This is a genomic window from Paracoccus aminovorans, assembly GCF_001546115.1.
In the GTDB taxonomy this organism is placed as follows: Bacteria; Pseudomonadota; Alphaproteobacteria; order Rhodobacterales; family Rhodobacteraceae; genus Paracoccus; species Paracoccus aminovorans_B.
Genome location: NZ_KQ955209.1, coordinates 497,079 through 522,956 on the forward strand (window position 1 = coordinate 497,079; position 25,878 = coordinate 522,956).

The following is a 25,878-nucleotide window of genomic DNA, read 5'->3' on the forward strand; positions in this document are numbered from 1 at the left end:
GCCGATGATTGACGCACAATCTCTGCGCGAAATCGTGTCCTGTTAACAATTCCCACATCGTGCCCGAAGTGAACGGCAGGCTCCGCGCGGGCCATGCCAAGGAATGTTAATGAAAGCTGCCCCGATCCTGACCAGAATGTTGCGTTGTGCGCGCAGGCCCATGGGCCTGGGCGCGCTGCTTGTGGCCATGGCGGGCGCGGGCTGCGTGTCGGACATGCGCGATCTGTCGCTGACGCCCCAGCAGATTCGCGAGCGCACGCCCTTTGCCAGCCTCTCGCCCGCGCAGGCCTGGATCAACGCACCTGACATGCGCAGCGTCCTGCAGCGCGACCTGGGCAACGGGCTTGAACAGCGCATCGGCCTGGCGAATGCGACCGCGGTTCCGGGGGATAACCTGGTCATGCTGCGCACTCGCAATGTCGTTTCGGGCTTTGGCCGGCTGCGGTTCGAAAGCCTGGTGGACAGCTTCGGCGGCTTGCCGCAGCCGTTCGCGGATCTCTCCTCGGGGGATCTGGTGCAGGGCGACGACGGCGTCGGCGCGTATTTCTGGGCGACGCGCACGGTCGGGGGTGCGACCTGCGTGCTGGGGATGCGGCGGCTGAACGCGGGCATGCGGCAATTGCCCGGCGATGCGGGGGTGATGGACATCCTGCTGCGTAATTGCGTGCCCGGCGACCAGCAGCAGGCGCTGGCGCCGCTTCTGGCCGACAGCATCGGCGTCGCGCCCATCGCGCGCGATCCGCAGGGCAGCAGCCGGCTGCTGTCGCCCCTGGCCGCGCCCTCGGCCAGCGTGGTGGCGTTGCCCAGGGGCCGGCCATGACGCGCCGCAAGCTGCCTGCGACGCTGCTGCTGGTCCTGTGGCTGGCGCTGCTGATCCCGGTCTTCGTGCTGAGCGCGATCCCGGTCTCGGACGCGGCGCAGGCGATGCTGGGCCTGTTCGCGGTGGCGCTGGTCGTGCTGCTGAAGCCCTTTGCGCGCAGCATCGTGCCGCGCATGGCGCTGGTCGGCGTCGCCAGCATCGTGGTGCTGCGCTACTGGTTCTGGCGCGTCAGCGCGACGCTGCCCGATCCGGGGCTGAATGCCTCGTTCCTCTGTGCCGTCCTGCTGCTGGCGGTCGAGACCTATTCGATCCTGGTCTTCTTCCTGGGGGGCTTCATCACCGCCGACCCGCTGGACCGCGGCCTGCCGCCCAAGGTTGATCTCGAGCATCTGCCGACCGTCGACATCCTGGTGCCGTCCTATAACGAGCCGGTCGAGATGCTCAGCATCACGCTTTCGGCCGCCAAGAACATGATCTACCCGGCCTCGAAACGGCGGGTCGTGCTTTGCGACGATGGCGGCACCGACCAGCGGTGCAATGCGCCCGACCCCGAACTGGCGGCCAGGGCGCGGGCGCGGCGGGCGGAATTGCAGGCGCTCTGCGCCGATCTGGGGGTGATCTATTCGACCCGCGCCCGGAACGAGCACGCGAAAGCCGGCAACATGAGCGCGGCCCTGGCGCGGCTGGACGGCGATCTGGTCGTGGTGTTCGACGCCGACCATGTGCCCTCGCGCGATTTCCTGGCCCGCACCGTCGGCTATTTCACCCAGGATCCCAAGCTGTTCCTGGTGCAGACCCCGCATCACTTCATCAACCCCGATCCGATCCAGCGCAACCTGGGCCTGAAATCCCCGCCCGAGAACGAGATGTTCTACGGCATGATCCATCGCGGCCTCGACCGCTGGGGCGGGGCCTTCTTCTGCGGCTCGGCCGCGGTGATCCGCAGGAAGGCGCTGGACAGCGTCGGCGGCTTTGCCGGCGAGACCATCACCGAGGATGCCGAGACCGCGCTGGAGATCCATTCGCAGGGCTGGCGCAGCCTTTACCTTGACCGCGCCATGATCGCCGGGCTGCAGCCCGAGACCTTCGTGTCCTTCATCCAGCAGCGCGGCCGCTGGGCCTCGGGCATGGTGCAGATGCTGGTGCTGAAGAACCCGCTGTTCCGGCGCGGCCTGCGGCCCTTGCAGCGGCTGTGCTACATCAACTCGATGTCCTTCTGGTTCTTTCCGCTGATCCGGCTGGTCTATATCCTGGCGCCGCTGACCTATCTGTTCTTTGGGGTCGAGATCGTCGTCACCACCTTCCAGGAGGCGATGGCCTATGTGCTCAGCTACATGGCCGTGGTCCTGCTGGTGCAGAACGCCATCTTCTCGCGCTATCGCTGGCCGCTGATCTCCGAGGTCTACGAGATCGCCCAGGCGCCCTATCTCGCCACCTCGATCTTCCGCACCCTGCTGAAGCCGCGCGGCGCCAAGTTCAACGTCACCGCCAAGGACGAGACGCTGGCCGAGGATTACATCTCGCCGATCTACAAGCCCTTGCTGGGGCTGTTCCTGCTGACCCTGGCCGGGGTGGCGGCGCTGCTGATCCGCTGGATCGCCTTTCCGGGCGACCGCAGCGTCTTGTCGGTGGTCGGGGTCTGGGCGGTCATCAACCTGCTGATGGTGTCGCTGTCGCTGCGCGCCGTTTCGGAAAAGCAGCAGCGCCGCGCGGCGCCGCGCGTGTTCCTGAGCCTGCCGGCGACGGCCAGCTGGGCCGGCTCGGGCGCGACGCCGGTCAAGGCGACGGTGCAGGACGTCTCGACCAGCGGCGCCAGCCTGCGGCTGGATCACGCCCCGCGCGGCGTGGGCGCGGTCATGGTGCGCCAGGGCGACGAGATCGCCTTTCGCCCGGTTTTCGCCAATGCCCCGCATCTGGAGCAAGAGGTGCGGGCGGTGGTGCTGGCGCTATCCAGCAGCGCGGGCGAGGGCACCGTCCTGGGCCTGCGCCTGGTCGGCGACCAGCCCGTCGCCGTGCAGGAGGCGGTGGCGCAGATGATCTTCGGCGACAGCGAGGTCTGGCGCGCGCAGCGTGAGGAAACCCGAGGCGGCAAGGGGCTGATCGCCGGTCTGGGCTATATCCTGGGGCTGATGCTGACCTCGATCCCGCGCACCCTGGGGGATTTCCTGCGCGAGCCGGCCCGCCGCCGCCGCGTCGCGCAAAGCGCGCATCGCACGGCCCGGCCGGCGCATCTGATGGCCTTTGGCGCCGATTTCGACACGGTCGAGCATCGCAGCCAGTCCATGCCCGCCCCGATCGAGGATTTCATCGAGATCGAGGCCCGGCGATGAGCATGGCGCGCCTTACCGCGCTGCTTTCGGTGCTGGTGCTCTCGGGTCCGGCCCTGGCGCAGGACATCGTCTTGCCCGAGCCCGCATCCGAAGCCGGTCCCGAAGCCCCCGCAGGCAGCAACCCGCCGGAAGTGGCCGCCATCGAGGTCGCGCCGGCGATCCGCGATGGGGTCGTCCAGAAGGCCGAGCAATCCGGGGCCGCGCCGGCGCCCGCGCATGTCTCGGGCCTGGCGCCGGTTTCCGCCTTGCCCGACCAGATCCGCATGGGGGCCAGCCTGCCGCAGCCCGGCATCCTGCGCCTGACCGGAGAGGTGGCCGCGATCACCCTGGCGCTGGAGCTGCCCGCGGATGCGGCGCCCGCGCAAGGGCTGCGGCTGGACCTGCGCTCGGCCATCAACATCCTGCCCGATACGGCCGCGATGCAGGTCACGGTGAACGATGCCGCGCCGGTGGACCTGCCGCTGCGGAACTTCGGCGATTTCCAGGCCGTGGACCTGCCCGCCGCAGCGCTGAAGCCGGGGGCCAACCGCATCGGCATCGCGCTGCGCCAGCCGCATCGCGTCTTTTGTGGTCCCGACGCCAGTTTCGCCGTCTGGACCGAGCTGAACCTGGCCCGCAGCGGCGCGGTGCTGACCGGCGCGGCGGCGGCGCCCTCGGCGCAGGATTTCGCGCGGGCGCTGCAGCAGCAGGTCCGCGCCGGCCTGCCGCTGACCGTGCTGGCGCCGGAAGGCACCGACCCGGCCGTGCTGCGCCTGCTGACCGATGCCCTGGGCAGTGCGATGCAGGGGCAGGCCTTCATCCAGATCCGCACCCCCTATGACATGGCGCCGCGCCCCGGCGCCTCGGTCCTGCTGGTGCAGGCCGATGCGCCGCAACTGGACTATCGCCTGGATGGCAGCGGCGCGCCGGTGATGACCGTCGCCTATCGCGACGCCACCCTGCCGGACATGGCCGAGGTCTTGCAGGCCCTGGCATCCGCGACGCCGCAGGCGGATGCGGAGCTGCTGTCCCCCGGCCAGCCGGTGACGCTGGCCCAGCTGGGGCAGGGCGACATCGTCGGCAATACCCGCTATTTCCGGCAGGACATCCCGTTCCGCCTGCCCGACGACTGGCTGCTTCTGGCCAATCAGAAGGCGCGGCTGGACCTGCATTACGGCCATGCCGACAACCTGCCGCAGGGTGCGATCCTGCTGGTCAAGGTGAACGACGAGACCGTGCGCCTGCTGCCGCTGGACCGCGATGGCGGCAAGCTGCTGGCGCCCCTGCCGGTGGGTTTTGCCGCCCGGCTGCTGCATGCCGGGGTGAACCGGCTCAGCTTCGAGATGATGGTGCCGGGCAACCCGCCCGATATCGCCTGCCCGCCGCGCCAGACCGACATGCTGGTGATCGCCCGGGACAGCAGCCTGACGGTGCCGCGCTCGCCCGCGATGCGTCTGCCGGGGCTGGCGGCGACGCTGTCGGGCCTGTCCGCGCCAAGCGTCACGGCCGATCCGCAGGCGGCCGATCCCGCGCGGATGCAGCTTGCCGCCGCCCAGCTGGCCGCCAGCCTGCGCCCGGCAGCGCAACCCGATCCCGCCGCCTCGCTGGTGGTGATGGATTTCAGCACCCTGCCGAACGCGCTGGCCGACGTGTCGCTGCGCGCCCTGCAAGAGGCGCTGTTTCCCGCGCCGCCCCCCGCCGCCACCCCCGCCCAGCCCGCCCCCACCTTCCGGCTGAGCGAGGCCGAGCCAGCCGCGCCCGAGCCCGCCGCCCAGCCGACGAGATCCTGGTCGCCCTTGGCCTGGCTGGCACGGCTGGGCGACCGGATCGGGAAATCGGCCTTTATGGCTTCGGGCGAAAACCTGTCGGACTGGCTGGACGGCCGGCGCGGCGATGCGCTGCTGATTGCGCTGGACCCGGACCAGCCGCAGGCGCTGGGGCTGATCCTGGGCCCGGATGCGCAGATCCGCGGCATCGGCCGGGCGCTCGACGCGCTGCGCAGCAGCGGGCAGGGCCATGGCGGCGCGGCGCTGTTGTCCAACGACGGCAGCTGGCAGCTCTGGTCCCCGGTGGCGCTGCCGCGCCTGCAAGAGCGGGTGACGGCGGCGAACCTGTTCCCGATCCTGGGTAATTACGCCTCGTGGTCGCCGTTCCTGTTCGCCTGCGCGCTTTTGGGGCTGGGTCTGCTTTCGGTTCTGCCGGCGCTGGCCATCGTGATCGTTTACCGCAAGCGGAGGCTGCGCTGATGAACCGACGGACGCTTCTGCTGGGCCTTGGCGCCGCCGCATTGGCCGGCGCGCCCCCGACGCAGGGCGCGGCCCCGCCCGCGCATCCGCTGGACGCCTCGTGGCAGGCCTGGAAATCGCTTTGCCTGTCGCAGGACGGGCGGGTGGTGGACGGATTCCAGAACGCCGCCAGCCATTCCGAGGGACAGGGCTATGGCCTGGCCATGGCCGCGATGCTGGACGACCGGCCGGCCTTCGACGCGATCCTGGACTGGACCCAGCGCAACCTTGCCATCCGCGACGACGCGCTGATGGCTTGGCGCTGGCAGCCCGATGCAACGCCGCAGGTACAGGACCGCAACAATGCCTCGGACGGCGACCTGTTCCTGGCCTGGGGGCTGGCGATCGCCGCCACGCGCCAGCAGCGCCCCGAACTGACCGAGCGGGCCGGCGCGATCGCGCGCGACCTGCTGCGGCTTTGCACCGCGCCGCATCCGGGCGACGATGGCCGGCTGCTGTTCCTGCCCGCCGCCGCCGGCTTTCGCAGCGACGCGCGGGTGGTGGTGAACCCGTCCTATTACATGCCGCGGGCGATGCGCGAGCTGGCGCAGGCGACCGGCACGCCGCAGCTCGCCCAGCTTGCCGACGACGGCGTGCGGCTGATCGACGGGCTAGCGGGCGCCGGGCTGGTGCCCGACTGGGTGGCCTTCGGCCCGGCTGGGCAGGTGCCGCCGCCCTCGGGCTTTTCGCAGAACGCGGGCTACGAATCGATCCGCGTGCCGCTGTTCGCGCTGTGGTCGGGCGAGGCCGCGTCGCCGGCCGTGCGCGGCTTTGCGCAGGCGGCGGGCGAGGCGCCGCCGGGCGGCCCCTATCCGGTCGTCCTCGTCCCCGACAGCCGCGCGGTGATCGAGAGCAGCACCCATGCCGGCTATGGCGCCGTGGCGGCGCTGGCGGCCTGCGCCGCGGCCGGTTCTGGCCCGGGCGGGGTCGGCTCGGCCATGCGGCCCTTTGCCAAGGACCAGCCCTATTACCCGGCGACGCTGCACATGATGGCGCTGCTGGCCCAGGTTTCCCACTATCCGACATGCGTGCCGCTATGATCCGATCCGCCCTTTTCGCCGCCCTGCTGATCGCCGCCCCGGCGGGCGCGGCTCTGGCGCAATCCGCGCCGCCGCCTGAAGAGCTGCTGGCGCTGAACATTTATGTCCAGCAGGGCGACGATGCCGCGGCCCAGGCCGAGCTGCGCCGGCTGCGGCTGAAATATCCGCAATGGGTGCCCCCGGCCGAGCCCGGCAAGGTGGTGGCCGACCCGGTGCCGCAGGCCGAGATCGACCAGTTCTATCGCCAGATCGCGGCGGGCCAGGCCGACGAGGCGCGCGAGACCCTGGCCCGCGCCCGGCGCGACAATCCCGGCTGGACCCCGCCGCCCGACATGGCCGCGCAGCTGGAGACGGCCGAGGGCCAGCGCGCGCTGGACAGCGCCCTGACCGGCGGCGATGTCGCGGCGGCGCGCAGCGTGGCGGCGCGGACGCCGGGGCTCTTGCGCTGCGACCGCATCAACAACGCCTGGCGCATCGCCGAGAGCCAGGCGGCAGCGGGGGCCAAGGCCGATGCTTTGGCGACCTATCGCGCCGTGCTGGGCGCCTGCACCGCGCCGGGCGATCTGGTCGCGACCCTGGAAAAGGCCGATGCGGTGGCGAGCGAGGCGGAGCTGCGCAGCCTGGCCGCCCAGGTCTCGAGCCGCTTCCCGGCCGAGGCCGGGCGCTTCGATGCCGTGCTGCAACGGCTGCTGGCCGGGCGCGGCGCGGCGCCCGCGCCCTCGGCCGCCCAGCCCAAGGCCGAGGTAGCGGCGGAGAAGCCTGCCAGCAAACCCGCGCCCCAGCCCGCCGCCCGCCGCAGCGCACGGGCCGAGACCGATGCCGTCCCGCGCGCGCGGCGCGGCGAAAGCCCGGCGCAATGCGCGGCCCGCACCGCCGGGGCGCGGGCCGCCGGCACGGTGCTGGAGCGGGCCTGGTGCGTCTACAACCTGGACCGGACCATGGACGCCATGGCCGATTTCAAGGCGGCGCTGGCGGGGCGGCTGAACGCCCAGCAGCGCCGCGATGCGCAATATGGCCTGGCGCTGTCCTATCTGAAGCTGGGGATGAGCGAGCCGGCCTCGCAGATCGCCGCTACCGCCGATTTCGACCGCCGCCAGCGCGTCGACGTCGAGCGCCAGATCCTGGACCAGCGCGGCGTCGCCGCCTACAAGGCCCGCCGCTTTCGCGATGCCATCCGCTATTTCGACGCGATCGAGCAGGTCACCGGCTCGCTGCGCCGCGATCTCGGTATCCTGCGCGCCTATGCCTATCTGAACGCCGGCAACCAGCCCCGCGCCCTGGCCGAGTTCCGCCGCCTGAACAGCGAGCTTTCCACCGCCGAGACCCGGCGCGGCTTGCGGGCGGCGGCGGGGAACTGACCCCGCGCGCCGCCGGCGCCCTGTTGTTTTCCTCGTATCCCGGTTTCGCATGCATTCCCGGCCCGGGCCCGTCCCGGCATGCCGGGTCCACGGACGGAGAAGACATCGTGAACCGGCGGCGCCCAAGCCTGTCCCTCAGCCTGCAATTCGCCCTGGTGATGCTGTGCTTCGTGCTGATCGTGGGCACGATCAGCGCCTTCGGCTATGGCGCCGTCCGCACCCTGACCTCGGCCCAGGACCGGGTGCGCGACGTGACCACCGGCCTGACCGCCATCGAGACGACCGAACGCGCCATGCTGGCGCGCGAGATCGCGCTGGTCCAGGCCCTGATCATCCGCACGCCCGAGGGGCGCGCCAACTTCGACAAGGCCAACCGCGATGCGGACCGGGCGCTGCAGACGCTGCTGTCGCTGCCGGCGCCCAATGCCCAGGCGCTGACCGACGTCATCGCCGTGCAGACCGCCAGCACGCAATGGCTGAACCGGCAGGCGCTGCCGCTGCTGGCGCGCGCCGCGGAAAAGGGCGTCAGGCCGGGGACGCTGCTGGCCGGCTATCTGGCGCAGTCGCCGCTGGGCGGCAGCACGCAGATCGCCTCCGAGTCGATTTCGCGGCTCAAGAACCTGGTCGAGGACATGCTCCGGCAGGCCCGGCTGGACCGCGACCAGGCGTTGCGGCGGATGCACAACATGGGCGCCGTCGCCGCGCTGGTCGTGGTGGTGGCGGCGCTGGCGGCCTTCGTGATCCTGCACCGGCGCATCAGCCATCCCTTGCGCCAGCTGGCCATGGCGATGGGGCGGCTGGCGCAGGACGGCCGCGATGTGCCGATCCCCTTCCAGGATCGCCAGGACGAGATCGGCGCCATGGGCCGCTCGCTGCTGATCTTTCGCAACCTCGCCGCGGCGCGCGCCGAGGACCTGGAGGTCAGGGGCGCGCTGACCCGGCTCTCGGCCGCCGTGCAGGCCCAGGACGATCTGCGCGGCTTTGCCCAGGCGGCGCTCAGCGCGCTGGCGCGCGAGCTTGGCGCCGAGGTGGCGGTGTTCTTTTCCTATGACGCGGCGCGCGACAAGCTGTGGCGCTTTGCCACCTATGGCTATCGCGCCGAGGCGGGCACGCCCAACGCCTATGCCATGGGCGAGGGGCTGATCGGCCAGGTCGCGCGCGACCGCCGGGTGCGCATCCTCTCGGGGCTGCCGGAGGATTACGTCAAGGTGCATTCCGGCACCGGCGAGGGCCGCCCGCAGCTGGTGCTGCTGACGCCGGTGCTGCTGCGCGACCGGCTGATCGGCGTGATGGAATTCGCTGCCTTGCAGCCCTTTGCCAGCATCTATGGCCGCATCCTGCAAGAGGCCATCGAGATCGTGGCGCGGCCGCTGGAAAACCTGGAGCGCGCGCTGGAGACCAGGGAGCTGCTGACCCAGAGCCTGCGCCAGACCGAGGAGCTGCAAGCCGCCGAGGAGGAGCTTCTGGCGCAGCAGGAGGAATTGCAGGCCACCAATGCCGAGCTGGCTTGCCGCACCAACCAGCTGGAAGAGACCCAGAAGGAGGCGCTGGCCCGGGCCGAGGAACTGGAGCGCACCAGCCAGTTCAAGTCGCGCTTCCTGGCCAATATGTCCCATGAGCTGCGCACGCCGCTGAACAGCATGCTGATCCTGGCCCAGGACCTGGCCGCGAATGCCGGGAAAAACCTGCAAGCCGACCAGATCGAGGCGGCGGAGGTCATCCATGCCAGCGGCATCAGCCTGCTGCGGCTGATCAACGAGATCTTGGACCTGTCCAAGATCGAGGCCGGCAAGATCGAGGTCCATCGCGAGCCCATGGCCTCGCGCCAGCTGGTCCAGACGCTGGAGCACGGCTTCCGCCCGCTGGCCGCGCAGAAGGGCGTGGATTTCACCATCACCTGCGCCGAAGGCCTGCCCGAGATCCTGCACACCGATGCCGGGCGGCTGGAGCAGATCGCCAACAACCTGATCGGCAATGCGCTGAAATTCACCCGCGCCGGCCAAGTCCGGGTGCGGCTGGCGCCCGCGGATGGCGGCCGCAGCCTGTCGCTGGTCGTCTCGGACACCGGCATCGGCATTCCGGCCGAGAAGCTCGAGGCGATCTTCCAGCCCTTCGAGCAGGTCGATGGCAGCACGCATCGCCAGTTCGGCGGCACCGGGCTGGGGCTTGCGATCTCGCGCCAGCTGGCGATGCTTCTGGGCGGCGATCTGGCGGTGGAAAGCACGTTGGGCCAGGGCTCGGTCTTCCGGCTGACGATCCCGGTCGCGGCCGAGGCCGGCACGCCTGCCGAAGCCCTGCGGCCGCTGCCGCCGGCTCCGGCTCCGGTGCCGCGGCAAGGGCGCGGCCGGCGGGTGCTGGTGGTCGAGGATGACGAGGGCACGCAAAAGGCGCTGCTGCAGCTGATGGCGCGCGCGGCGATCGAGGCGCGCTCGGCCCTGACCGCCGAAGAGGCGCTGGAGTTGTGCCGGAGCCGGGATTTCGACTGCGTGATCCTGGACATCGGCCTGCCGGGCCTTTCCGGCTTCGACCTGCTCGAGCGGTTGGCGCAGACCGGCCGTGCCGTGCCGGTCGTGATCTATTCCGCCCGCGACATCCAGCCCGACGAGATCCTGCGCCTGCGGGCCCATACCGACAGCATCGTGCTGAAGGGCGAGCATTCCGAGAAGCGGCTGCTGGACGAGGTCGAGGCCTTCCTGGCCCCGCCACCGACGCAGGCGGCCGCGGCCGAAGCCGAGAGCGTTTCGGAACCCGCGCCGGCGAGCGCTTCTGCCGCGGCTGACGACGGCGCGCCGCTGGGCTGCAAGCTGCTGCTGGCCGACGACGACATGCGCAATATCTATGCCCTGGCCAAGGTGCTGCGGGCGCGCGGCTGCGAGGTGGTGCTGGCCCAGGACGGCCAAAAGGCCCTGGCCGAACTGAAGGCCCATCCCGACATCCAGATCGTGCTGATGGACATGATGATGCCGAACATGGACGGATACGAGGCGACGCAGGCCATCCGCGCCGCCGGCGGCGCCTGGGAAAGGCTGCCGATCATCGCGCTGACCGCCCGGGCGATGAAGGACGACCGCGACCGCTGCCTTGCGGCCGGCGCCTCGGACTACATGACCAAGCCGGTGGACATGCCGCAGCTCATCGCCAAGATCCGGACCCAGCTTGACCATGCCGCATGACGCCGCCGATTTCGCCGCCTGGGTCTATCGCGACTTCGGCCATGATTTCCGCCAGTATCGGCTGGGAACCCTGGGCCGGCGGCTGCGCCATCTCTGCGCCGGGCTGCATCTGGACGGCCTGGCCGCGCTGCGCGACTGGCTGTCCAGCGACCCGCGGCGCATCGACTATGTCGTCGACCAGATCTGCGTCCCGGTCAGCCAGCTGTTCCGCGAGCCCGGCACGCTGGGCGAGCTGCGCCGGCTGGTCTTTCCCGCGCTGAGCAGCTTTCCGGCCATCACCGTCTGGCATGCCGGCTGCGCCGCCGGGCAAGAGGCCTATTCCATGGCGATCCTGCTGGACGAGGCCGGGCTTCTGCCGCGCAGCCGCATCTTCGCCAGCGACATTTCGGCCGGGGCCTTGGCGCAGGCGGCCCGCGGGCTGGTGCCGGCCGCCCAGCTCGGCGCGGCCGCGCCGCGCTATCGGGCCAGCGGCGGCACTGGCGACCTCGCCCGGCATTTCACGGCCCAGGGCGACCAGATGCGGCTCTCGCGCCGCCTGATGTCGCACATCAGCTTCGTGCGCCACAATCTCGCGACCGATGCCGTCTTCTGCGAGGCGAACCTGATCCTGTGCTGCAACGTGCTGATCTATTTCGAACGCCCGCTGCAATGCCGTGCGCTGGAGCTGTTCTCGGATTCGCTGGTCCGCGGCGGGCATCTTTGCCTCGGCCAGCGCGAAACGCCCATCGGCGCGGGCGGGCGCTTCGCGCCGATGCCCGGCAGCCGGTGGATCTATCGCCCGACGGCGCAGCCGCGGCCGCCGCTTGTCCTTCCCTTCCTGCCACCAGACGAAAGGATCCCATGACCCAGCCCATCCCGCCCGATCCGGACGCCGGGGCCGAGCGTCCCCGCATCCTGATCGTCGATGACATCGCCGCCAACCTGATCGCGATGCGCGTCCTGCTGCGCCATTTGGATGCCGAGATCATGACCGCCCAATCGGGCAACGAGGCCCTGTCGCTGGCGCTGGACCACCGTTTCGCGCTGGTGCTGCTGGACGTGCAGATGCCCGGCATGGACGGGTTCGAGGTCGCCACGCTGCTGCGCGACGGCCCGTTCTCGGCCGAGACGCCGATCATCTTCATGACCGCCTCGAACGCGGATGAATTCAGCCAGCTGCGGGGCTACGATTCCGGGGCCATCGACTATATCGGCAAGCCGATCAACGAGCGCATCCTGCTGTCCAAGGTCGGCCTGTTCCTGGAGCTTTACCGCAGCCGGCAGCAGCTGATGCAGGCCCTGGCGCAGGTGCATCGCCAGGGCCAGATCCTGCGCGCCACCTTCGACGCGGTCGGCGACGGCATCATTGCCACCGACAATCAGGACCATGTCTCGTGGATGAACCCGGCGGCCGAGCGCATGACCGGCTGGACCGCGCTTGGCAACCGCCCGCTGTCCCAGGTCATGCCGCTGGAAACGGCCGAGGGCCAGCCCCTGAGCGTCACGCCGCTGGCCTGGCCCGGCCGGGCTGCGGCCGCGCATGTGCTGCTGCGCTCGCGCGAGGGCAAGGTCATCCCGATCAGCAGCTCGGCCTCGGTCGTGCGCGACCCCGACGGGCAGCCGATCGGTGGCGTCGTGGTGTTCCAGGACGCCACCCAGGCCTATGCCCGCCACCTGGCCCTGCAGGGCGCGGCCGAGACCGATCCGCTGACCGGGCTTCTGAACCGCGCCGGCTTCAACAAGCGGCTGCTGGCCATGCTGGCGGCGCGGGACGGCACGCGCCGCGACCTGGCGCTGCTGTTCGGCGATCTCGACAAGTTCAAGCCGGTCAACGACAATTTCGGCCATGCCGCCGGCGATGTCGTGCTGAAGGAGATCGCCGCCCGGCTGAACCGCTGCGTGCGCGATGCCGATGTCGCCGCCCGCTGGGCCGGGGACGAATTCGCCGTGCTGATGCCCTGCGACGAGATGCGCGAGGCCGAGCAGATGGCCGAGCGCCTGTCCGAGGCGGTGCGCCAGCCCATCGACATCGGCAAGGGCGGCATCGCCGTCTCGGTCGGGATCAGCATCGGCATCTCGATGGCCAGCGCCGCGCATTGGGACCACGGCGAGCTTCTGGAGCAGGCCGACCGGCTGCTCTATCGCAAGAAGGCGCAACGGACCGTTGCAGCGGCGCCGCTGGCGCAGGCCACGCGGTGATCGGGCGCAACGAGGGGATTGCAATCCGGGCAAGCGAGACGCATCTTTGCCCCTCAACCTGAAAGTGTGACCGCATGGCAATCATCACCCTTCGCCAGGGCCAGGGTGCGATCCGCGACATGACGCTGATCGACTGGTCGCAGGTCCTGGGCTTTACCCGGGCCAGCCGCTCGGCCACGCAACTGCGCCTGTTCGACGATGCCTCGAACCAGGCGGTGCTGACGGGCAGCGGGCTGGCCTATGGCGGCGGCGGTCCCGGCGGCCTGCGGGCCGGCACCGTGCAGGAGCTGCGCATCACCCGCGCCGGCCAGACCGTCTTCGAAGCGGCAGGTCTGGCGCTGTCGGCGGCGGCCCTGGCCGATGCCTATGCGCGTTCGGACGACGGGGCGGTGACGCGGCTGCTCATGGCGGGCGCCGATGTGCTGCGCGCCACCGACCTGGCCGAGACGCTGGCCGGCTATGCCGGCGCCGACACGATCCTGGGCATGGGTGGCAGCGACAAGATCTTCGGCGGCGCGGGCGGCGACCGGCTGCTCGGCGGTGCGGGCGACGATACGCTGCTGGGCGAGGCGGGCGACGACCTGCTGTCCGGCGGCATCGGCCATGACACGCTTTACGGCGATGCCGGCACGGACACCCTGTCGGGCGATGTCGGCAACGACGCGCTTTATGGCGGCGACGGCAATGACCGGCTGTTGGGCGGTGCGGGTGCCGACAGCCTTTATGCCGGCAATGGCGCCGACCTGGCCTATGGCGGCGACGGCGCCGACAGGCTCTATGGCGAGGCCGGCAACGATAGCCTGTTCGGCGGCAATGGCAATGACACGCTGTATGGCGGCATCGGCAACGACGCGCTGGACGGCGGCGTCGGCAATGACACGCTTTATGGCGAGATGGGCGACGACCTGCTGGGCGGCGGCCTGGGCGATGACTGGCTGGGCGGCGGCGCCGGCGCCGACAGGCTGCTGGGCGGCCCCGGCAATGACCGGCTGTTCGGAGAGGCGGGGTCGGACCTGCTGAACGGCGGGCTGGGCAATGACCAGCTGTTCGGCGGCGCGGGCAACGACCGGCTGGTGGGCTTGGCCGGCGCGGACAGCCTGTATGGCGGCGCTGGCGCCGATGTGTTCGTCTTTGCCAGCCTTTCGGATTCGACGCCGCGCGCGCGGGATTATATCGACGATTTCACGCATGCCGAGGGCGACCGGATCGACCTGGCGGCGATTGACGCCAACAGCCTGGCGAATGGCAACCAGGCGTTCACCTCTATCGGCGAGCAGAGTTTCAGCGGCACGGCTGGAGAACTGCGCTGGCTGCGCACGGCCGACGCAACCTATGTCCAGGCCGATGTGGACGGGGATCGCGTGGCCGATCTGGCGATCGTCATCGGCAAGTCCGTCGATTTTCACGCCTCGGACTTCCTGCTGTAGAAAGATCCGATCGCTTTCACATTCTTTTTCCAATCGGTAAGGTTAGACACAACGTGATGCGGTGTCCAGCAAGGCCAAACTTACGGATGTTCAACGGAAGAAGCGGTAGCAGTTCATCGCGAGGCTCCGAGTTGAAGTTCTTGCAATAGCCGCTTTCCCACGGGCTACCCGGCATGATGTCGGCGGTTTTGGACTCCACCGCCGGAATCCACTCCCGAAGCGTCTTGGCGATGAAGCGAGCCTGGTGCTGGGGCGGGGCCGGGTCCGGGGGCGACGTTGCGCTTCGTCGCGCGGCACCTGCAAAACGGCAGCTAGGTCGCGCATAGCTGCCACTAGGTGGTGTTGACAAAAGGGATTCACAGGGTGGCCTGATCGTGATTCAAGCTGGTACCTGCAATGGAGACCAGCTTGGCACGAGACCTGATGTCGGACGAGGAATGGGCGTTTCATGAGCGCTTCATTCTGGCCGTGCGCGCCCCGAACGGGCGCAAGCCCGCAAATCACCGCCTTGTTCTTGATGGGATTTTCTGGATCGCGCGGACCGGCTCTCCTTGGCGCGACCTCCCAGAAGAGTTCGGGAAGTGGTCCAGTGTCTACCGCCAGTTCCGGCGCTGGACCCTGGCGGGGTTGTGGGAGCAGATCCTCGAAGCGCTGAACGAAAGTCGGATCGTGCCGGATGCGCTCCAGATGATCGACAGCACCGTGATCCGCGCCCATCATCAGGCAGCGGGCGCAAAAGGGGGACTCCAAGACAGGGTTTTGGCCGTTCAAGAGGTGGTTTCACGACCAAGGTCCACCTGCGCGTCAATGCTGCCGGGCTGCCAATGAGGTCGGACATCACGCCGGGCCAGACATCGGACTACCTGGGCTTTGATCTGGTCATGGACGACAACCTGCCGGAGCCTTGCATCCTGCTGGCCGATCGCGGCTATGACTCCGACAAGGTTCGCAAAACCATGGAGGCGCGTAGCATCCTGCCGGTGGTCCCGATGCGCAAGTCTCGCAGGCTCCGTGTCGCTGTCGATCGCAGGCTCTACCGGCTGCGGAACCTTGTCGAGCGGTGCTTCAACAAGCTCAAGAACGCTCGCCGTGTCGCCACCCGCTACGACAAGACCGCCGAAAGCTTCCTTGGCTTCATCGATATCACGTCGATCCGCCTCTGGCTCCGCCATTTGTCAACATGACCTAACACCTCAGAAATGATTGACAGACACTCCCCCAATAGAGAAGGCCGCCCCACCATGATGCGGGGCAGCTTTCTTCTTCGTTCCCCCCTGAACAATTGTCATCCTGTTGATTTCGTGCTGAACCGAGGCGGTTGCTCTCGCGCTTGCCTGCAGGGTTTCGCATGATTCCAGCCGAAACCCTGCAATTTCGGTCTGCCCATGAAGCATTGCTCGCGCCCTCCCGAACAGGATGACCTTCTGCGTCCGCAACTGGTCGACACGGCACGAGTTGGTGAAGCTGGCGGCGCTGATCGACTGGGAGGTGTTCGATCGGGAATGGGCATGGTTCTTTCCATCGGCCACGGGGCGTCCGGCAACACCGCCGCGCCTGGTGGCGGGGTTGCTCTATCTGCAGCATGCCTATCGGCTGTCGGACGAGGCTGTCGTCGACCGCTGGGTCGAGAACCCCTACTACCAGCACTTCACCGGCGAGACCTTCTTCCAGCACCGCTCGCCCATCGACCCGTCCTCGCTGACCCGCTGGCGCAAGCGGATTGGCGAAGAGGGCGTAGAGTGGCTGCTGACCCAGACGATCCAGGCCGGGCAGAAAACCGGCGCCATCGATGAGGCCAGCATGAAGCGCGTGGCGTTCGATACGACCGTGATGGAAAAGAACATCGCCCATCCCACGGATTCCTGGCTTTACGAGCGGGCGCGGGCGCAACTGGCGGGACTGGCGCAGGAGGCCGGGGTGGAGCTGCGGCAATCCTATGCCCGCCTTGCCCCGCGGCTGGCGGCTGCAGGTCGGGCGCCACGCCCACGCCAAACAGTTCAAGCGCATGCGCAAAGCATTGAAAAAACTGAAGGGCTATACCGGCCGTGTGATGCGTGACCTGCGCCGTCACCTGCAGGATATCCCCGAAGGCAGCCTGCGCGACCAGGTGATCGCGAAGCTCGCCCTCGTGTCCCGGCTGCTGCATCAGCAGCCCAAGGGCAGCGACAAGATCTATGCTTTGCATGAGCCCGAGTCGATTGCATCTCCAAGGGCAAGGCCAGGATGCGCTATGAGTTCGGCTGCAAGGTCAGCGTGAAAAGCACATCCGGTCCGCCAGCCTGTCGTATCGGATCCGCGACGATATCGGCCTGTCGATCTACGGTGCAAAGACCGACAGCAACATCGCATTCCATGACGACAGCCAGATCGGCTTGAACATCGACTGGCGGTTCGGGGTTCGGTGAGCACATATGAAAAGCTGAGGCTATCCATGAAATGATCCCCGAAAATCTGAAAACAGGATCCGGCAATGCTCGTCCCCGGCGAGGCGGGCCGAGCAGGCTTCTGGTCATGGCCGGAGAGATGAGGGATATCCCCATGATCGATCTGGAAACGGGGGTGTCGCGGGCATCCCCTGACCGAACATGTGATTTGTAGTCCCGGGCCCAGCCCAGGATTGCAACATCATGAGCGGGAATCCTCGCCTGACGCGGGCTCGAGGCCTTCCTGTATTCTGGTCCGTTGGACCAGTTGGATCGTTGGACACTTGGGCTGCTGCCGCAGCCTTCAACCCGCACTGCCTCGTACTGCCCAACCCGGTCCAATGGTCCAACAGATCCAACGGACTGCTACGGGTGACTTCTCCGGATTTTCTGCATTCGCGGTGACCGCCGCTTCCTTCTGCCATCGGGTCATCATCATTGCCCATGCGGGTTATCCCCAAAATTCGGGCATCTGGTGCCGTTGTCCACAATATCCCGCATCCCGGCCGCTGACTTGCATATCAGCCCGGCACATCATGGTGGGGATGGCGCAGTCCCGCGCCTTACACGGAAAAACTCATGCCGGACAACAATCTTATCGACGCACACCACAGTGCTTTCGCCGAAACCCCGCCTCCGCCGACCGAGGCCGGGCAAACCCTCCTGCCGGATGATGTCGCTGAGGAGACGACCGAGGCCGGGCTGCCCGTTCCTCTTCATCATGACCCGGAAATCGCCGCCTTCCTGGCCGACATGCGCCAGGATCTTCCGCCGTTCTGGACCCATCTTCCCCGAGAGCAGATGCTCGGCTACGGCGGCATCGACGACGAATGGGTGCCGATGTGCGGGCCGCTGCGTGTCGAGGCCCTGACGCGCGATGGCAGCGGCAGGAACTGGAGCCGCCGCATCCGCTTTCTCGATCGCGACGGGTGCTTGCGCCGGGAAACCGTCCCCGAGGCCGATATTCTCGAAAAGCCGCGCAGCGTCTGTGCGCAGCTGATCTCGGCGGGACTTGCCATCGAGGGCAACCGGCATGACATCATCGACCTGATCCGCCGCTGGCCAGTGGAGGCCCGGATCCTGTCGGTCTCGCGTCCCGGCTGGATGGCAGGGACGGATGCGGAACCCGCCTACCTGCTGCCGGACGGCACGCTGCTCTCGGCGGATCCGCAGCCTGATGACCAGATCGAACTGGTCCATGCCCGCAGTGCGGTGCCGCCCTCGGGTTCGCTGGAAGGGTGGAAAGACACCGTTGGTCGTCTGGCCGCAGGCAATCCGGCGCTGATCTGCGCCATTTCCGCAGTCCTGGCCGGACCGCTCTTGAAACATGCGGGGATCGAGACGCTGGGGGTGAATTTCCACGCCCCGACCAGTTTTGGAAAGACCACCGCCCTGAGCCTTGCGCAGAGCTGCATGGGTCCGCCGGAACTTGACCGATGGAACGCCACCAACACTGCGCTGGAGCTGGCCTGCCGGCGGGCGCATGACGGCGTCCTGATGCTCGACGAATTCCCGGCCCAGCCCTCGCCCGCGATCATCGAGGCCCTCTACATGATTGGCAACGGCACGGGGCGGGGGCGCGGCAACCGCAAGCTTACCCTTGAAGAGACGGCGCGCTGGCGGACGGTGCTGCTCTCGACCTCGGAGCAACCGATCGAGCGGATCCTGGCTGCTGCCGGGATCCAGATGCCCGAAGGGATCGGCGTCCGACTGATCGATGTTCCTGCACGGTCATGGGAGTTCGGCCTCTTCAAGACATTGCATGGACATGGCTCGGGCCACGCCTTCGCCGAAGCGCTCCAGAGTGCTGCGAGAGAGCATTACGGACATGTCATGCCGGCGTTCGTGCAAAGGATCATCGCGCAACACGACCTGATGAAGGAGATCCTGCGCCCGATGATCACGCGCCTGCGCAACGTGATGCTGGCGGCGATTGGCCTGCCCCCGGATGCGAAAGAGGGTCCGGTGCTGCGGGTTCTGAACCGTCTGGCCCTGATCGCCGCGGCTGGCGAAATCGGCAGCCGGCTCGGCATCCTGCCCTGGCGGAAAGGCACGGCGACCAGTGCCCTCGTCGAGACCGCGGTGATCTGGCACAAAGCCCATGCGGCGCGTCCGCCCTCGACCGCCGAGGCTATGGCCGCGCGCCTGGCCGGATATCTGCGCCACAACCGCCACCGCCTGTGCCCGCCGGGAGCCGAGCCGGATCCGGATGCCATTGGCTGGTGCGATGCCCGCTGGATCTATCTCGGCATCGAGGCCTTCCGGACGGACATCGCCGCGGGCATGCCGGCCGGCCTCGCGGTGAAGCTTCTGGCCGATGCGGGTCTGCTGATCCCTGGTGGTGAGCAGAGGTCGTATCAGTATCGCCTTCCCCGCTGCGTCGATCCGGACAGGGCACGGGTCTATCGCCTCGACCGGCAGAGGATCGAGGGCGGATAGCCTGGCAGGCGCTGCACCCCGGCGGGGGGCAGACGTTTATCATGGCGGTTTCCGAGCCGCCCCAGACAGGCTTTCCGGCATCATTCGGTATCGGAATAAAGACCGTCTGTCTGCTCTCGGTCTCTCAGGCGGCAGGACCTCCGATAACGCCCTTTCAATCATTTCCCCGCCTGGCGGGCTTCACAGGAGGAACAGAAGCATTTTACAAAGCTCGATAATATGGGGGGAGCGGCGTTTCGCCATGTTGTCGGGCAATACGAGCAGTTCGTGCCCCGGTCGGATCGCCGAGGACGGCAGGGGGTATCCAGCGCCCGTCACGGGCAAAGCACCGTCCTGCTTCCATTCGAAAACCCTGGTTTGCTCCGCCTCTTTGAAAATCGATGCGCAAGGGATCGCCGGCTTCCTGCATGGCGCCGCGTTGGAATCCTGCGTCAGGGCGCGGATCGCTATGGCCGGGCCTTGGCAGCGATCCGCGTCGAAGGTCACGATGTCGTGACGGGTTTAGGCTGGAGAGAGGCTTCCGCCATCCGTCGCGGAGTATGCCCCATGACCCTATCCCGCATGGCCGTCTTCGCTCTCATCGGCGAATTGTCGCGGCAAGTGCTGCCCCGGCTGCACCATGCCCAGAGGCTGCCCCTGCGCATCTCCTGCATTGGCACCGCCCACTATGATGGTCTCGGTGATGCCGACGGCTTCGACCGCTCGGTCATCATCGGCGAGTGCCCGTCCGGAGACGCCGTCGATCTTTGCCAGCCAGCACTTCGCCTGCGGCGAGGCACTGTTGCAGATGTTCGGATTGAGGCGTGACTTCCCCTTCTCCCTTCAGGTTCAGACCATGCGGACCCATGGGGCTGCCCGCGCCGTTTCAGGGTCGCCGCATCTTTCGCATCACCATGAAGAACCAAGCTGTTCGCGAACTGGCGGCCGGCTTCGCTCCCGACTTTCGGGATGGGAGCGAAGCCGGTGGCTGGCCAGTCATGCCGGCCAGCGGCACCCTCACTCAGCCTTGCCGAACAGGGCGATCAGCCCATCCGCCAGCGCCCCGCGCCAGACCAGGTAATCGTGGCCACCGGCATATTCCCGCCATGCGACCTCATATCCCTGAAGCCGCAGCACGTCGCGTAGTTGCCGCGAGGTCTCCAGAATGCCGGCGGTGCCTGCGCGCCCGGTCTCGAACAGCCCTGCGCTCAGGAAGAACCGGATGGGCAGCCTCTCGCGACCGGCATAGGCGGCAGCGACATGGGGGATGCCGTCCGCCACCGTGCCATCGGGCGCCCACCAGAACGAGCCGGACATCGAGATCGCGTTGCCGAAGGTATCGGGCCGGGCCAGCGCCACCGTGGCGGCGGCAAGACCGCCATAGCTCGCGCCGGCCAGGACGGTCCGGGCCGGATCGGGGGGGATGCCGGTTTCCGCCGCGACGCGCGGCAGCAGTTCCTCGGCCAGGGCCTGCGCAAAGCGCGGATTGCCGGGCAGTTCCTTTCCCCGCGTCCGGCCGTCGATCGAGGGGATCAGCACCGCCACCACCGGCGGCAACGCCCCCTGGCGCGTCAGCGTATCCAGCATGCGCGGGGCGTCGATCCGGTTCATGGCCTGCTCGCCGTCGAAGATCAGCGCCAGCACGATATCCGGGTCGGCGGGGTCCAGGCCGCGCGGGAAAGACAGGGTGATCTCGCGGCTGTTGCCCAGAAGCCGGCTGTCGAAGGTGAAGCGCTTGAGTTCGGGGTCCGCCTCGGCCGCAGGCGGCGTGCCGGGCTGGGCGGGCACATTCTGCAACACGACCGTCGCGTCCTGATTGAAGCGGTCCGGCGCCTCGACGGGCCAGGGATGGCGGTTCAACGGGTCCATCTGCGCCGTGGCCAGGATCGCCACCCGGCGCGCGCGGGCATCGCCCGGGATGTCGGGCACATCCGGCGCCAGCTTGTAGGAGAGCCGCAGGCTGTCCGGCACGCGAAAGCTCTTGAACCAGATATCCGTGCCCTGCAGCCGCTCCAGCCATTCATGGTCGCCCGACGGGCCGCCGAACAGCCGCACGTTGCGGCTGGCCCCGCGCCACAGGAAGGTGACGATGGCCTCGCCCTTGCCGGCAGCCTCGACCATGGGCGTGCCCTCCGCGGCGACCTCGCGCCAGAAGGCAAAGGCATCGCCACCGGCCGCCAGCGCCGCGATGCGCGGGCTGAGATACTCCGGCGCGGGCGGGTGCTGGTCGGCGGGCGGGACCGGTTGTTCCAGCGCCACCCCGATGCGGCCCGCCTGTGGCGAGGACAGTTGCAGCAGCGTCCTGTCCTGCTCGGCCACGGCATGAAAGCCGATGCTGCCGCGCCCGTCATGCGACAGACGGCGCAGATGGCGGCCCTGCGCATCCAGCAGATCGGCGTCGACGGGCAAGGCGCCCGCCTCGATCCGCCCGGCCAGATAGCTGCCGGGCGGCGCCTCGATCGCCAGGCGCAGGGGCGCGCCCGCAGCCAGTTCGACCGTTTCGGCCGGGCCCGGAACCAGCGCGTCCTGCGCCAGCACCGGACCGGCCAGCACGGCCAGCAGCAGCGCGAGCCTTACCACGTGTAGTCGACCGAAAGCCGCGCCTGGCGCTCGCTTCCGACCCAGCAGGCATAGGCGCTGGCGCAGGAGGCGGTGTAGAACTCGTCGGTCAGGTTCGTGACATTCAGCTGGGCATGCACGCCTTCGTAGCGGCGGTCGAGCGCACCGAAGTCATAGCCGACCGCCGCATCGACCAGCGTCACGCCCGGCACGGTGAAGGCGTTGCCGCGCGCCCAGCTCTTGCCGATATAGCGCACACCCAGCGCTGCATCCCAGCCATTGCCGAAGTCGTATTTGCCCCAGATCGAGGCCTGGTGCCGCGGCACGCGGTCGTTATGGGTGCCGACCTCGTCCGGGTCGTTCGACTTCGACACTTTCGAGTCGTTGTAGGAATAGCCCGCGACCAGCGAGAAGGCGTCCGTCACCCGGCCCTGCGCCTCCAGTTCGAAACCGCGCGACTTGATCTCGCCGATCTGGCGATAGGTCGCGGTGGCATCGTCGTATTTCAGGATATTGGTCTGGCGCAGGTCATAGGCCGCGGCGGTGACCATCAGCGTCTCGGCGCTGTTGGCCCATTTCACGCCGATCTCAACCTGCCGGCCCTCGGTCGGGTCGAAGGGGTCCTGGCCGGTGGCGGGCGTCTGCGTCACCGGCTCGAACGAGGTCGAATAGCTGACATAGGGCGAGAAGCCGTTCCCCATCTCGTAAAGCAAACCGATGCGGCCGGTCAGGGCCTCGCTGTCATAGGTTTCGCGGTCGCCGGTCAGCAGGTCCCGGGAGTCGTTCGTGGCCCAGTCGTAGCGCAGCCCGGCCTGAACATGCAGATTGCCGAACTTTGCCTGGTCCTGCATATAGATGCCGGTCTGGCGCAGGCGCGAGATGCCGTCGGACTGGCCGCGCGGCGCGCCAACCGTTCCGACCGCATGGTTCGGATCGGTCCAGTCGATGGAATTGGCCGCAGCGCCATAGCTCGACGTGCTGTCGTTGCGCGTATATTGCAGGTCGATCCCGCCCAACAGCACATGCTCAGCCCCGCCGGCGTTCAGCCGGTATTCGACCTGATTGTCCAGCAGGGCCTGTTTCGTCTTGCTGTAGCTTTCCGTGACCGTGCGGCTGATCGTGCGCTCATCCGCGGCCAGCGCGCCCCAGACCAGCGTGCGCTGGTCCCAGTCGCCGATCGAATACCGGGCCTTCTGGCGCAAGGTCAGCGCGTCGCCGATCTTGTGCTCGACCGTCCAGCCGAAGCTTTTCGAGGTCCGCTCCGAACGCTCGAAATCCGGGTCTCCGACCAGGAAATCGCCGGGGATATAGCCGTAGGAGGTCGGGTTCAGCGTCCCCAGCGCCTCGCGGAAGTTGCGGTAGCCGGCATCGGGCTCGCGCTGATACATCGCGTAGGCCGTCACGGTCGTGGCATCCGTCGGCGCCCAACGCAGCGAGGGCAGCAGCGTCAGCCGCCGGGTTTCCAGCCCGTCTTCCTGCGTGTCGGCCTTTTCGGCCAGGCCCACCAGCCGCCAGGACAGCGTATCGTCCAGCCGCCGGGCCATGTCCAGGCGGACGCCGGCGCGCGCATCGGTGCCGGTGTCGAAGCCCAGCCTGTTATGCTCCGTGCCGTCGGCCTTTTTCAGTTCCATGTCGATCAGGCCGCCGGGGCTGGCTTGGCCGTAAAGCAGCGAGGCCGGACCCTTGACCGTCGCCACCGATTCCAGGATCCAGGGGTCGATCTGCTGGCCCGAGCCCTCGATGGCCAAGCCGTCCAGATAGCGCGGCACGTAGCCGAAGCCGCGGATATAGGTCTCGTCCGAGATGTTCGAGCTGCCGCGATATTCCGAGGCGACGCCCGGCGTATAGCGCAGCGCCTGCGCGACCGAGGTGACGCCCTGGTCCTGCATCTGCCGATCCGTCACCACCGAGACCGAGGCCGGCGTTTCATCGAGCGGCGTATCGGTCTTGGTTCCGGCGGTCGAGCGCTGCGCGGCATAACCCTGCGCCTGCCCGGCGGTGATGGTCACCTGGTCCAGCACCACGGCGCCCTCTTGCGCCTGGGCAAGGGCCGGCACGGCTGCGGCAAGCACGGTCGATGTCAAAAGTGCCGCATGCAGGCGCATACGGTGCGAAATCCCTGATTTCATGTTCCAGCTCCGTGAGGAAGCGGACTGGCTACTCGGGATTGGCGCCGCGATGGTGGCTGCTTCCTAATCCCTTGCCCCTTGCTTGTCCACCATGCGTGACGAGGGGTTTCGCCTTTGCCGCAACGGCAATGGAGCTTGGGTCGCGGCCTTGCCGGGCGGCAAAGCGTCCGGCGGAGATCTCTTGCGCCAAGGTCCAGCAACAAAATCGCATGTTGACGATCACAATCCTGTTTGCAGCAGAGGCTGGATGCAGGCGAACAGCGGAGTTCCCATCCTTACAGTCGGCGTACATCGCTCGTGAAGCCAATAAGCGTTGATGCGGGGGTTCTCGCGCAGCCCGATCGGAGCCGCGCGAGGGAGAAGGCACCGTGGACACGGCGGTAGATCGGATCAGGTCGTAACCGCGGGGTTACGCCTCGACAGCCGGACATAGGCCATGTCCAGCGCCAGCATGACCAGCAGCGAGGCACCGACCAGCGGGAAGATCACGCCGCCGACTGCAAGAATGGCGATCAGGCCGCGAAACACCCGCCGATCAGTGGGAAGGGGCGGCACGCCGAGCGAACCCGAGGGACGGCGCTTCCACCACATCACCGCCGCCGAGACGGCCAGCAGCACGATGGCCGCACAGGCTGCCAGCAGGATGATCTGGTTCAGCACGCCGAAGGTCTGGCCCATATGCGTGTTGATGCCCCATTCCAGCCATTTCCCCAGCGGGCCGTAATCGGCATAGCCCATGTCCAGCAGCGGCTGCCCGCCATACTGGTCCAGATGCACCACGCGCTGCCGGCTCAGGTCGTCGGGATAGACCGAACCGCTGAACACGCCCTCGGGCTTTTGCGGCAGGCCGACGGCATAGCCGCGATGCAGGCCCAGCCGGTCGAAGGCCGCGACCGCATCGTCCAGCGTGATCGGGGTGCCGTGCCCGACGCTTTCGGGGATCCGGGCCTGCTCCAGCGACCAGGCGGCCTTGGCGACCTCGTCCAGCTTCTGCCCGGACATCGGCACGTTCACCCGCACCCCGTCGGGATAGCCGAAATTGTTGCCATTGGCCCATTCGTTCACCTTGCCGCCCCAGACCCCCGACCAGGGCATGCCGGTCACGGCCAGGAAGACGATGAAGAAGCCCACGAACAACCCCGTCACCGCATGCAGGTCTCGCCAGAACACCCGGCGCTGTGGCCGGCCCCGAACCGAGACGATGCCGCCCTTTTGCCCGCGCGGCCACCACAGCCAGATGCCGGTGCCGACCAGCAGGATCGACCAGCCCGCCGCGATCTCGATGAGATAGCGCGTCCAGGTGCCGAAATACTTGAAGCTGTGCAGCGTGCGGACCGTCCACATGATCGTCGAACGATCCGGCATCGCGCCCAGCACCAGGCCGTTATAGGGGTTCACATAGACCGCCATCTTGCCGCGATCCGTGCTGACGGTGATCTCGGTCGAGGCGCCGGGGTCGGCCGGATCGGTGTATTTGACCGCCGTGCCCGGAACCGCATCCAGGGCCGAGGCGACCTGCGCGGTCGGTGCCAGCCTTTGGCTGTCCTGCACCTGCACGCGCTTGAGGTCGGCGTGATACCAGTTGTCGATCTCGTCGCGGAAGACATACATCGCGCCGGTGATCGACAGCGTGATCATGAAGGGCAGCACCAGCAGCCCGGCATAGAAATGCCAGCGCCAGACGGCGCGATAAAGGTTGCCCACGCTTTGGCGGGCAGTATCGGGAATTGCAGACATGGAATCCTCGCACATGCGGCGG

At 68.2% G+C, this 25,878-nt stretch carries 15 protein-coding genes and 2 pseudogenes; 13 read left to right on the forward strand and 4 right to left on the reverse strand.

Going from position 1 to position 25,878, the window contains the following annotated elements; genetic code table 11:
- Nucleotides 1–109 precede the first annotated feature (109 nt).
- The 12 genes and pseudogenes from ASV56_RS14280 (at nt 110) to ASV56_RS14340 (ending at nt 19,452) form a co-directional block, all read left to right on the forward strand.
- Complete coding sequence (locus ASV56_RS14280; protein WP_156429181.1) at nt 110–820, forward strand: hypothetical protein; 711 nt, start codon at nt 110–112, stop codon at nt 818–820.
- Nucleotides 817–3,150 (forward strand): UDP-forming cellulose synthase catalytic subunit, encoded by a 2,334-nt coding sequence (bcsA, locus tag ASV56_RS14285; RefSeq protein ID WP_062562711.1) that lies wholly within the window; start codon nt 817–819, stop codon nt 3,148–3,150. Before ASV56_RS14280 ends, bcsA begins: the two co-directional genes overlap by 4 nt.
- Before the next feature lie 2 nt (nt 3,151–3,152).
- Nucleotides 3,153–5,375 (forward strand): cellulose biosynthesis cyclic di-GMP-binding regulatory protein BcsB, encoded by a 2,223-nt coding sequence (locus ASV56_RS24810; RefSeq protein ID WP_062562712.1) that lies wholly within the window; start codon nt 3,153–3,155, stop codon nt 5,373–5,375.
- Nucleotides 5,375–6,454, forward strand: coding sequence for a glycosyl hydrolase family 8 (locus ASV56_RS14295; RefSeq protein ID WP_082724845.1), 1,080 nt, complete (start codon nt 5,375–5,377; stop codon nt 6,452–6,454). Before ASV56_RS24810 ends, ASV56_RS14295 begins: the two co-directional genes overlap by 1 nt.
- Nucleotides 6,451–7,812 (forward strand): outer membrane protein assembly factor BamD, encoded by a 1,362-nt coding sequence (locus tag ASV56_RS23980; RefSeq protein WP_062562713.1) that lies wholly within the window; start codon nt 6,451–6,453, stop codon nt 7,810–7,812. The genes ASV56_RS14295 and ASV56_RS23980 overlap by 4 nt, the downstream gene beginning before the upstream one ends.
- Nucleotides 7,813–7,919: 107 nt before the next feature.
- A complete protein-coding gene (locus ASV56_RS14305; RefSeq protein WP_062562714.1) occupies nt 7,920–10,985 on the forward strand; it encodes a response regulator in 3,066 nt (1,021 codons plus the stop codon).
- Entirely contained in the window at nt 10,975–11,829 is an 855-nt protein-coding gene (locus ASV56_RS14310; RefSeq protein ID WP_062562715.1) for a CheR family methyltransferase, read from the forward strand. The genes ASV56_RS14305 and ASV56_RS14310 overlap by 11 nt, the downstream gene beginning before the upstream one ends.
- Nucleotides 11,826–13,163, forward strand: coding sequence for a GGDEF domain-containing response regulator (locus ASV56_RS14315; RefSeq protein ID WP_062562716.1), 1,338 nt, complete (start codon nt 11,826–11,828; stop codon nt 13,161–13,163). Before ASV56_RS14310 ends, ASV56_RS14315 begins: the two co-directional genes overlap by 4 nt.
- A 74-nt stretch (nt 13,164–13,237) precedes the next feature.
- Nucleotides 13,238–14,590: a calcium-binding protein gene (locus ASV56_RS14320; RefSeq protein WP_062562717.1), complete on the forward strand. Its 1,353-nt coding sequence runs from the start codon at nt 13,238–13,240 to the stop codon at nt 14,588–14,590.
- Nucleotides 14,591–15,013: 423 nt separating this feature from the next.
- Nucleotides 15,014–15,774 (forward strand): annotated as a pseudogene (locus ASV56_RS22890) (IS5 family transposase).
- Nucleotides 15,775–15,975: 201 nt separating this feature from the next.
- Nucleotides 15,976–16,855: pseudogene (locus tag ASV56_RS14335) on the forward strand (IS5 family transposase); the annotation flags it as partial.
- Nucleotides 16,856–17,592: 737 nt separating this feature from the next.
- Nucleotides 17,593–19,452: a DUF927 domain-containing protein gene (locus ASV56_RS14340; RefSeq protein ID WP_062562718.1), complete on the forward strand. Its 1,860-nt coding sequence runs from the start codon at nt 17,593–17,595 to the stop codon at nt 19,450–19,452.
- A 180-nt stretch (nt 19,453–19,632) separates the two neighbouring features.
- On the opposite strand, the gene ASV56_RS23985 is transcribed toward ASV56_RS14340, so the two are convergent.
- Nucleotides 19,633–19,938: a hypothetical protein gene (locus tag ASV56_RS23985; RefSeq protein ID WP_062562719.1), complete on the reverse strand. Its 306-nt coding sequence runs from the start codon at nt 19,936–19,938 to the stop codon at nt 19,633–19,635.
- Nucleotides 19,939–19,998: 60 nt separating this feature from the next.
- Here ASV56_RS23985 and ASV56_RS14350 point away from each other — a divergent pair, with 60 nt between their 5' ends.
- Nucleotides 19,999–20,259: a hypothetical protein gene (locus tag ASV56_RS14350; protein WP_156429184.1), complete on the forward strand. Its 261-nt coding sequence runs from the start codon at nt 19,999–20,001 to the stop codon at nt 20,257–20,259.
- A gap of 189 nt (nt 20,260–20,448) precedes the next feature.
- Here ASV56_RS14350 and fes read toward each other — a convergent pair whose 3' ends face one another.
- The 3 genes from fes to ASV56_RS14365 form a co-directional block, all read right to left on the reverse strand.
- The gene (gene fes, locus ASV56_RS14355) at nt 20,449–22,011 is read right to left on the reverse strand and encodes an enterochelin esterase (RefSeq protein ID WP_062562721.1); all 1,563 of its coding nucleotides are present in this window, start codon (nt 22,009–22,011) and stop codon (nt 20,449–20,451) included.
- Entirely contained in the window at nt 22,005–24,119 is a 2,115-nt protein-coding gene (locus ASV56_RS14360; protein WP_082724848.1) for a TonB-dependent siderophore receptor, read from the reverse strand. Before ASV56_RS14360 ends, fes begins: the two co-directional genes overlap by 7 nt.
- A gap of 390 nt (nt 24,120–24,509) precedes the next feature.
- Nucleotides 24,510–25,856, reverse strand: a complete 1,347-nt coding sequence (locus tag ASV56_RS14365) for a PepSY-associated TM helix domain-containing protein (RefSeq protein WP_082724849.1) — start codon at nt 25,854–25,856, stop codon at nt 24,510–24,512.
- Between the last annotated feature and the right edge of the window lie 22 nt (nt 25,857–25,878).

Coding starts and splice junctions, on each gene's coding strand:
- ASV56_RS14280 (WP_156429181.1), top strand. CDS start 110: ATGAAAGCTGCCCCGATCCTGACCAGAATGTTGCGTTGTGCGCGCAGG.
- bcsA (WP_062562711.1), top strand. CDS start 817: ATGACGCGCCGCAAGCTGCCTGCGACGCTGCTGCTGGTCCTGTGGCTG.
- ASV56_RS24810 (WP_062562712.1), top strand. CDS start 3,153: ATGGCGCGCCTTACCGCGCTGCTTTCGGTGCTGGTGCTCTCGGGTCCG.
- ASV56_RS14295 (WP_082724845.1), top strand. CDS start 5,375: ATGAACCGACGGACGCTTCTGCTGGGCCTTGGCGCCGCCGCATTGGCC.
- ASV56_RS23980 (WP_062562713.1), top strand. CDS start 6,451: ATGATCCGATCCGCCCTTTTCGCCGCCCTGCTGATCGCCGCCCCGGCG.
- ASV56_RS14310 (WP_062562715.1), top strand. CDS start 10,975: ATGCCGCATGACGCCGCCGATTTCGCCGCCTGGGTCTATCGCGACTTC.
- ASV56_RS14315 (WP_062562716.1), top strand. CDS start 11,826: ATGACCCAGCCCATCCCGCCCGATCCGGACGCCGGGGCCGAGCGTCCC.
- ASV56_RS14320 (WP_062562717.1), top strand. CDS start 13,238: ATGGCAATCATCACCCTTCGCCAGGGCCAGGGTGCGATCCGCGACATG.
- ASV56_RS14340 (WP_062562718.1), top strand. CDS start 17,593: ATGCCGGACAACAATCTTATCGACGCACACCACAGTGCTTTCGCCGAA.
- ASV56_RS14350 (WP_156429184.1), top strand. CDS start 19,999: ATGACCCTATCCCGCATGGCCGTCTTCGCTCTCATCGGCGAATTGTCG.
- ASV56_RS14360 (WP_082724848.1), bottom strand. CDS start 24,119: ATGAAATCAGGGATTTCGCACCGTATGCGCCTGCATGCGGCACTTTTG.
- ASV56_RS14365 (WP_082724849.1), bottom strand. CDS start 25,856: ATGTCTGCAATTCCCGATACTGCCCGCCAAAGCGTGGGCAACCTTTAT.